This is a genomic window from Paenibacillus maysiensis, from assembly GCF_000520815.1.
Classification (GTDB): domain Bacteria; phylum Bacillota; class Bacilli; order Paenibacillales; family Paenibacillaceae; genus Paenibacillus; species Paenibacillus maysiensis.
Map to the genome: position 1 here is coordinate 18,944 of NZ_ASRY01000241.1, position 8,636 is coordinate 27,579.

Genomic DNA, 8,636 nt, shown 5'->3' on the forward strand with positions numbered 1-8,636 from the left:
CTGTTCTTGCATATAAGCAAAAGTAATAGGTAAGCGCACTATTCTATTAGAAGGGAAAACAACGTAAAAAAGCCCGCTGAACGTGTCAGCAGGCCCTTAAAATTAGCTTTAAATCGTCAGTATAATGGTATACATGAGAAACATAATGACGTTTGAAGCGCTTTTTATTATCGACTTTTAGTTACGTGTGAATTCCTGTACCCAATATCCATTGTAGTAAGCTACACCGATTTGTGTATATTCTGCCTTCAAAATATTTTCACGGTGTCCCTGACTGTTCATCCAGGCTTTCATAACCTCTTGCGGTGTTTGTTGTCCCATGGCAATATTTTCACCCGCATACGTATAAGTTACGCCGAATTTCTTCATCATATCAAACGGTGAGCCGTAGGTCGGGGATGTATGGGAAAAGTAATTGTTTGTACTCATATCCTTTGCCTTGGCCAAGGCCACTTCGGTAAGCTTCGCATTAGAAGCGAGTGGACTCAAACCTTTTTGGCTACGCTCGTTATTAACCAGCTTGACTACTTCTGCTGCAAATTGGGACTTGCTGAGCTGTGCAGCCGACCCAGCGGACTGACCCGCTCCTGAATTCGTATTTTGTGCTTTCGACTGTTTGTTCCCAGCAGGCTGTGAACCTTTTTGGTTAGCTGGCTTTGCTACTTGCTTGTCGGAAGAAGGATTCGTTGTCTTTGTCTTTGTCTTCGTCTTTGCTTTATCCTGTCCAGACAAATCCTGAATTACGGTCTTCGTAATCGTAGTCGTTCCGTTAGAGGTATTCACCTTATATCCGTTATCTTGGAACCATTGTTGTAGTTGGGCAGACAAATCGTCGGCTGGTGAAGCTGATGCCGGAACGATGAATCCTGCGGATAACATAGCGGTTAAACTTCCCATCACCAGTGTTTTTTTCAACATATTCTTCATTTCGTCATCTCCTTGTTGTATAATATCTTGTTGTGAACATGCCTGGTTACAACTTTGTAATCTTTACTCTAGCAGTATATCATGTTTCATAGCAGGATCAATGGTATAAAACTTGGAAAAAAATAGCCCCGCTCGGCAATAGCCTAAACGGGACTGATCTATGGGTTAATGAGGCTCTGAATATAATCCGGGCTTGTCAGGACTTTTATTTAAGCTTTTTGCTGAAACGGTAGCCTTGCTTTTCAAAGCCGATTCGGTTGTAGAATGCTTGGGCCTCTATTTGTTTGATGCGGTTATTCGCTCCGGTAATGAACAAATGGAAGCTTCCTTGCGCACTACCCCACTCCTCACCACAGGCCACCAGGCGCTTGCCGATGCCCTCGCCGCGATACTCCTTGCTCACGACCAGCATGGTGATTTGTACAGCAGGATCAGGATAAGCAAGGCTTTGAGCCCTATGCATGCCGATTACGCCGACAACACGACCATCCATTTCTGCGACCATCATATTCGCTTGATAGTCCTCCTGCGTAGTTCCCACAACTTCTTTCATCACACCACAAGTCATCGGATATCCGACTTCTCTTAGCAGTCCTGTTACGGCTTCGCAATCGCCAAGCTCTACGGAACGAATTGTCAGTACTGGAATCATCACATTGTTAGACATGATTTACCTCCACTTTCAGCATATTGGCAGCTTTTTTGGCCGTCTTCCGTGCTGTTTCCACATCTCCCGCAGCGCTAAGCGCTACAGCCATCCGGCGTCCCGGCTTGGTTTCAGGCTTCCCGAACACTCGCACCTGTGTCCGGGGTAGCAATAATGCATCATGCAGACCACCGATTACAAAATCTCGTGTAGCCCGTTCTGCCTTCAAGGTAGCCGAAGCCCCAGGGGTTAGCAGTGTGACCGACGGTATCGGAAATCCGAGAATGGCCCGCACATGAAGCGCAAATTCCGACAAATCCTGCGTAATCATCGTCACCATTCCCGTATCATGCGGACGGGGGGATACTTCACTGAATACGACGCCATCAGCCGTTAAAAACAGCTCAACGCCAAACAATCCGTAACCACCCAGTTCATCCGTAATCGTACGGGCAATGTCCTGCGCGTTCAAGAGCTGCTTGTCCGTCATGCCATGAGGCTGCCAAGATTCGACATAATCCCCATCCTTCTGAATATGACCAATCGGTGGGCAAAAAGTCGTACCCGATACTGATCTGACGGTCAATAACGTAATTTCACTCTCAAACGGAACAAAAGCCTCAACAATGACACGTGTTGTTTTGGCACGTGCGCCTTCCAGCGCCGTATTCCAACAGGATTCAGCGTCTTCGGGTGTCCGGCATACAGACTGCCCTTTCCCCGACGAACTCATCAAGGGCTTGACCACGCATGGCGTGCCCAGCTCATGAACCGCTGACCGCAATTGCTCAAAATCATCTGCAAAGCGGTAGGCGGCAGTCGGAATTTGCAACTTCTCAGCAGCAAGTCTGCGAATACCCTCCCGGTCCATCGTAAGACGGGCGGCCCGGGCCGTTGGAACTACGTGAAATCCCTCTTGCTCCAATTCTTCCAAAGCACCCGTAGCAATAGCTTCGATTTCAGGTACAATTATGTCGGGCTTTTCCTTGCGAATCAGTGCCTTCAACGCCTCAGCATCCTGCATATCCAAACAATGAGAACGATGGGCAACCTGCATTGCTGGGGCCAGTTCATAACGGTCTACAGCAATGCATTCCACGCCAAGCCGCTGAGCTTCAATAATGACTTCTTTTCCCAATTCGCCGCTACCCAGCAGCAGCATCTTTTTAGCCCCGGCAGAAAAAGGAGCACCCCACATCTTGAACTCTTCCCCCTCTGACGAAATTGCTCTGATCTCTTTTCATCTTTATTTTCAGGGTTTAGCTCCAAGATTGCAATAGCGCTCCGCATTTAAATTTACAAAAACCGCGATTTTTTGATCTTTTTTTTACAAAAATCTGAACTGTGCTTCCACCAGCCCCCGATAAATTCCATGTTTTTTCATCAATTGTTCATGATTCCCACTTTCTTGGATCTGCCCATGATCCAGCACGACGATATGATCGGCATTCCGGATCGTGGACAAACGGTGAGCAACCATGAAGGAGGTTCTGCCATCCAGCAGCACCTGAAGAGCCTCCTGAATTTTCAGCTCTGTTTCTGTATCTATACTCGCTGTGGCTTCATCCAAAATAAGAATTCGCGGATTAGCGAGCAATGCGCGGGCAAAGGATAACAGTTGGCGCTGGCCCATAGACAGCATACCGCCCCGCTCCTCGACCTCCGTTTCATAACCACCCGGCAAATGAACAATGAATTCATGAGCATTAACTGCCTTCGCAGCCGCTTCAATTTCCTCATCCGTTGCATCCAGACGACCGAATCGAATATTATCGCGAATCGTACCTGAAAAAATAAACGTATCCTGAAGTACGATGCTAATTTGACTACGCAAGCTCTCCACCGTTACATCACGCACATCATGGCCGTCAATCGTAAGTCGCCCTGATGTAATGTCATAAAACCGACTGAGCAGATTAATGATGGTGCTTTTACCAGATCCGGTATGCCCGACAAGCGCAATGGATTGACCCGCCTCGACAGAAAGATTAATGCCTTTAAGCGCCTGACGTCCCTTTTCATATTCAAATACAACTTCTTCAAAATGAATATCGCCGCGAATGGACGGCAGGTCTTTGGCTCCCGGCTTATTCGCAATATTCGGCTGTTCATCCATAAACTCAAAAATTCTTTCCGACGAAGCCATCGCAACTAGCAACTGGTTGTACATTTGCCCCAGTCGATTAATCGGGTCCCAAAAGTTCCCCACATAGTTGGCAAACGCAACCAGCAGACCTACCGTAAGTTGATCCGTCTGAATCAGATGCGCCCCGAACCAGAACAGCACAAGCGTGCCCAATCCTCCGGTAATATCAATAAGCGGGCCAAAAACCTGATTCATGGCGGAAGCTTTATCCCAAGACCGCTTGCTGGAGCTGTTCATGTTATCGAAATAAGCCATGTTTTCCTGCTCCTGCGTGTACGCCTGTGTCACACGGATACCCTGAATGGACTCATTCAGATGAGAGTTGATACGGGAATTCTTCATACGTACTTCCTGCCAGGCACGACGGATGCGCACACGCAGCTTGGTAGAGATCAAAAACATGATTGGAACAGTCACAATCACTGCCAGACCAAGTTTCCAGTTAATCAGTAGCAAAATGACAATGATCCCAGTGAGCTGTACGCAGTCAATCAGGACATTCACCGCACCATTCGTAAATAGATCCTGAAGTGAGTTGATGTCATTCGTAACGCGTACCAAGACAGAGCCAGCCGGTCTTTTATCAAAGAAGTTGAAGGAAAGCTTCTGAATATGCTTAAACAGATCCTCACGCAGATCGTAAATGACACGTTGACCGATAATATTGGTGAATTTAATGCGGTACGTGCTGGCTGCCCATTGAATTAAATATAGCAACAGCACAGCTCCGGTTATCAGCAGCAATAGCTTTACACTGGGCAGTGCAGGCCATGTGGGAGCAATCGCCTTGTCAATGGCCAGACTGATCAGATAGGGAACGGTCAGCTTGGTGATGGTACCGAGAATCATCATGACCAGAAGGATCGGTAGGATCTGCCGGGCATAAGGCTTCATGTATGCGAGCAACCGTTTGAATTCCGACCAGTTAAACGGTTTGTCGATGATATCATCATCCTGGTACACAAATCGCTCATTCATTGGTTTTTGAAGCGGTTTGGCTTTTTCAGCGGGTACATTCATGGTCTCACCTGCCTTTCGGATACACCGTCAGGAGTTTGGGCTATGTAGTCGGCATATTGAATATGATACACATCCTGATATGGACCTGGGATCGCAATGAGCTGTTCATGCGTTCCTCGCTGAACTATTCGCCCTTCCTCCAGCACTACAATTTCATTAGCATGACGAAGTGAAGAAATACGGTGAGCAATAATAAAGGTGGTCCGTCCCCGCATAACCTCTTGAAAACCGGTCTGGATTTCATGCTCCGTCTCCATGTCGACCGCGCTGGTCGCATCGTCAAGCACCAGAATTTTCGGATTTTTGAGTAAGGCCCGTGCGATGGCAATCCGTTGTTTTTGCCCACCGGACAGCCCCAGTCCCCGTTCACCGACGACAGTGTCATAACCCAATGGCAGCTCGGTAATAAATTCATGTGCCTGAGCCAGCTTGGATACGCGTATAATGTCATCCATGCTGACATGGCTTAGTCCATAGGCGATGTTGTTACGAATGGAGGATGAGAACAGGAACGTCTCCTGAAACACAGAAGAAATTTGAGCACGTAAATCACGGATTTTCAAATGGCGTATATCCGTTCCATCCAGCTTGATACTGCCTGCGTTCACATTATAAGCTCGCATGAGCAGTTGAATAATAGTGGATTTACCTGATCCCGTTCCGCCCAAAATACCGATAACCGATCCCGGGGGCGCATCCAGGTTGATGTCAACCACAGCGGGTAGCTTATTCCCGTAAGCAAAAGTGACATGTTCAAATGTAACATGGCCCTCTACCTCATCAGCATCAAGCATCAGCGCGTCAGCTTCATCAGTAACATCCACTGGTTGATTCAGAAGCTCCAAGACCCGTTCACCTGAAGCTTTGGACTGCGTATAGTTATTGATATGAAAGCCAATGTTCCAGATGGGACCGATAATGTACCAAATTAAGCTAAAAAAAGCGACAAGCTGACCCAGAGTCAGCGATTTTTCAATAACCAGATAGCCCCCCATGCCCAGCAGGAGAACCACACTGACAGAAGCAATCAGCTCCATGGCGGGGAAGAAACGACTCCACAGGGAAGCAGCTTGAATTTGATTACTTTTGTACTGCTCATTTCGCACTGAAAATTTTTCAACCTCATATGATTCGCGGGCAAAAGATTTGACGGTGCGCACACCTGTTATATTTTCCTGCACCGCTGTCGTCAAGGCGCTTAGTGCAAGCCGCATTTCCTGAAAGGTGGGGTGAATTCGGGATTCGAACTTAAACGTGACGAAGAGCAGCAGAGGCATGCTGATCATCGTAAAGAGGGTGAGCTGCCAGTTGATGTACAGCATCATCATAGATCCGAATACGACCATCAGTACGACATTGAGGAGTTGGGCAAAGCCAAACCCGATAAAGTTGCGAATCGCCTCCAGATCACCCGTCAAACGGGACATGAGATCGCCAGTTTTGGCAGTGTCATAATATCTGAAGGACAAAAATTGCAGCTTTTCATAACAAGCATTGCGGAGTCGGTAGGCCAGATAGTTACCCAGCCGTCCACCAAAAAATCCGTGTAAAAATTGCATAAAGCCTTTGACGATCACTACGCCCAGCACAGTTAGAGCCAGTGCCGGGACTTTCCCGAAGTCACCGGGGATGATAGCGTTATCAATTAGCCTTTGGAGCAGGTTTGGATACACCAGTCCCAGGGCCGTCGCTATCGCAAGGCATAGAATGGAAAGAAACAGATAATGTCTCCTCTCACGAAAAAAGCCCTGCAATTGCCTGAGCACATCCATGTCAAGTCCCTCCATTAGTTGCACGACGTTGTTATATGGCTTAGTGAAGTTTACCATTCGCATTCCAAGGCGGCAAAGAGGATAAGAGGCCGTTTTCAGGCAGGTTCGCAATTGGCGGGTGATTAGACAAATTAAATCGCTTCCTTATCATTGAATATGGCTAATTACTCGGTATTGCTTTCTTTTTGGAGTATGCGTAAAACACCGGGTTGTCCCGCAACCCGGTGTCCTGATGAAAGCTATGCTTGTGTGCATATTTATATACTTTATCTCAGAGATTCTTCCTTCTCCAAGGCGGCGATCCGGCTAGCAAGCTCTTCCCACACCTGTGGCTGCTCACCACCCGTAAGTGCATGCTCCATACCACGAATCGTCTCCAGCATCTGCTCCCGAAGCAGAGCCGTCTGCCACGTTTGTTCCTCCTGTACCAGCGTAATGTAAAAAGAGGATAGTTGTTCTCGCTGTTGCTCTACAGCTTCCCCGATTCGCTCGCGCAGCACCGGCTCCAGCTTGGTTTGCAGACCCGCGCGACCAGCTCCTTCAAAAAATAGCTTTGGATTTTTAAAGCTGTTCCAATATTCCTTCCAATGGATGGACTCCTGCAAGGAAATTTCAATCAGTTCCGGAACAGCCCACTCTCGGGGTTCAGGAGCCGTGCAATCCAGTCCTTCCAGTTGATGGTTCATATCCTCTACGCACCGTTGTACGGCCTTACGTACCAAGCCTTGTCCCGTTTTTTCCAGCCTGAGCGTGGTTGCCAGCAATTCCTGTGACAGCTCCAGTTCGATCAGGCGCATTAGTTCACGGCCACAGGATGCAAAGGCTGAGCGAAGATCGCCCACGCCTTCCCGCAGGACAGACGGATGAAACGCCTCCGCCATAAACTCTCCAGTCCGATAAGCAAGCCGTTGGCGTACGTGAAACAGCAGTTCATCGGTTTCCCCAGACAGCACGGCTGCACCGCTGCTGTCAGACAGACTCAAGAGGGTTTGCTCCAGTTCTTCGCGGATATGGGTTAATCGCTCCAACCGCCCTTCGCGTTCCTCCACGCTATATCTGGCATCGACGGCGTGTTGCTCTAACCGGCTCCGCAGCCGTGCCAGCTCCTGCATGGCGGACGCAATGGACAATCCGGCCAGTTCTTCGGCTGCGAATGCTGAAAAATCATTTTCAAACGCATCAAAACGTGAAGCCGCACGCAGCGAAGCCTCTCCCTGCTCGGCTGCTTCCAGCGCCAGCATACTGGACAGCGGATAAATACGCGGCTTACGAATCCCGTTTGCTTGCAGTTGCTCTTGCACATGCCGGGTCACGGATAGTAGCTCTTCTTCGGACGAAGCGAGGTCCGCTGCATTGACGATAAAAAAGGTCTGATCCAACGCCAACGTCTCTTTCACCCGACCCAATTGATTCAAAAATTGACGATCTCCCTGGGTAAACGCATGATTATAGTAGGTGACAAATACAAGAGCGTCCGCATGCTTCATATAATTGAAGGTTACGCCTGTGTGGCGCGCATTTACTGAATCCGCTCCGGGCGTATCCACCAGCACGATTCCCTGACGGGTCAAAGGGCAATCATAATAAAGGTCAATATGCTCTACAAAGCATGACTTATGCTCGGAGGCAACAAAGTCCCGATATTGCTCCAGATTTACTTGAAGCTGCTGGCCCAGCAAGCTTTCAGCTTCTGCCCACCCGGCTGCGGCGGCCTTCAAAAAGCTGTAATGGGGCCGTCCGGCAGGGTGAATACCTTCCGGCGACAACGCATGTACGGCATCCTGCCATCCCTCCACACCCGGTTCTCCCAGTCCTAGCAGACGGAACGAGTATTTAAGGTCTTCACGCAAAGCGTCCACGGATTTCATTTGGACGTCGGCTGTGGCATGGCGCTCCTGGCTTGCGGGCACCATAATCCGGTTAATCGCCGCTGTCGTCGGATGCGGCGATACGGGCAACACCGCCTCGCCCAGCAAAGCATTGGCGAAGCTGGACTTCCCGGCGCTGAACGCTCCGAACAGCGCCAGCGTGAACCGCCCGCCCTCCAGCGCAGCGGCGCGGGCGTGTAAATCCCGTACCACCGCCTGCATGGCAGGGTACGGACTCACTAATGCAGCGGCGGCCT

General features: G+C 49.1%; 6 protein-coding genes. All 6 read right to left on the bottom strand.

Translation table 11 applies throughout. From position 1 onward, the window contains the following. Positions 1-177: 177 nt before the first annotated feature. Positions 178-927, bottom strand: a complete 750-nt coding sequence (locus L696_RS0117400; protein WP_025684780.1) for a CAP domain-containing protein — start codon at positions 925-927, stop codon at positions 178-180. Positions 928-1,132: 205 nt separating this feature from the next. Continuing rightward, positions 1,133-1,594 (bottom strand): GNAT family N-acetyltransferase, encoded by a 462-nt coding sequence (locus tag L696_RS0117405; protein WP_025684781.1) that lies wholly within the window; start codon positions 1,592-1,594, stop codon positions 1,133-1,135. Further along, entirely contained in the window at positions 1,587-2,771 is a 1,185-nt protein-coding gene (gene purT / locus L696_RS0117410) for a formate-dependent phosphoribosylglycinamide formyltransferase (protein WP_025684782.1), read from the bottom strand. Before purT ends, L696_RS0117405 begins: the two co-directional genes overlap by 8 nt. Positions 2,772-2,900: 129 nt before the next feature. After that, the gene (locus L696_RS0117415) at positions 2,901-4,739 is read right to left on the bottom strand and encodes an ABC transporter ATP-binding protein (protein ID WP_025684783.1); all 1,839 of its coding nucleotides are present in this window, start codon (positions 4,737-4,739) and stop codon (positions 2,901-2,903) included. Further along, on the bottom strand, positions 4,736-6,511 hold the full coding sequence (locus tag L696_RS0117420; RefSeq protein WP_025684784.1) for an ABC transporter ATP-binding protein: 1,776 nt from the start codon (positions 6,509-6,511) through the stop codon (positions 4,736-4,738). Before L696_RS0117420 ends, L696_RS0117415 begins: the two co-directional genes overlap by 4 nt. Positions 6,512-6,777: 266 nt before the next feature. Continuing rightward, a partial coding sequence (locus L696_RS0117425) for a dynamin family protein (protein WP_025684785.1) occupies positions 6,778-8,636 on the bottom strand: 1,859 nt, incomplete at its 5' end.

Bases quoted from the DNA above. Each gene is read 5' to 3' on its own strand.
- L696_RS0117405 (WP_025684781.1), bottom strand. From the start codon at position 1,594: ATGTCTAACAATGTGATGATTCCAGTACTGACAATTCGTTCCGTAGAG.
- L696_RS0117420 (WP_025684784.1), bottom strand. From the start codon at position 6,511: ATGGATGTGCTCAGGCAATTGCAGGGCTTTTTTCGTGAGAGGAGACAT.
- L696_RS0117415 (WP_025684783.1), bottom strand. From the start codon at position 4,739: ATGAATGTACCCGCTGAAAAAGCCAAACCGCTTCAAAAACCAATGAAT.
- purT (WP_025684782.1), bottom strand. From the start codon at position 2,771: ATGTGGGGTGCTCCTTTTTCTGCCGGGGCTAAAAAGATGCTGCTGCTG.
- L696_RS0117400 (WP_025684780.1), bottom strand. From the start codon at position 927: ATGAAGAATATGTTGAAAAAAACACTGGTGATGGGAAGTTTAACCGCT.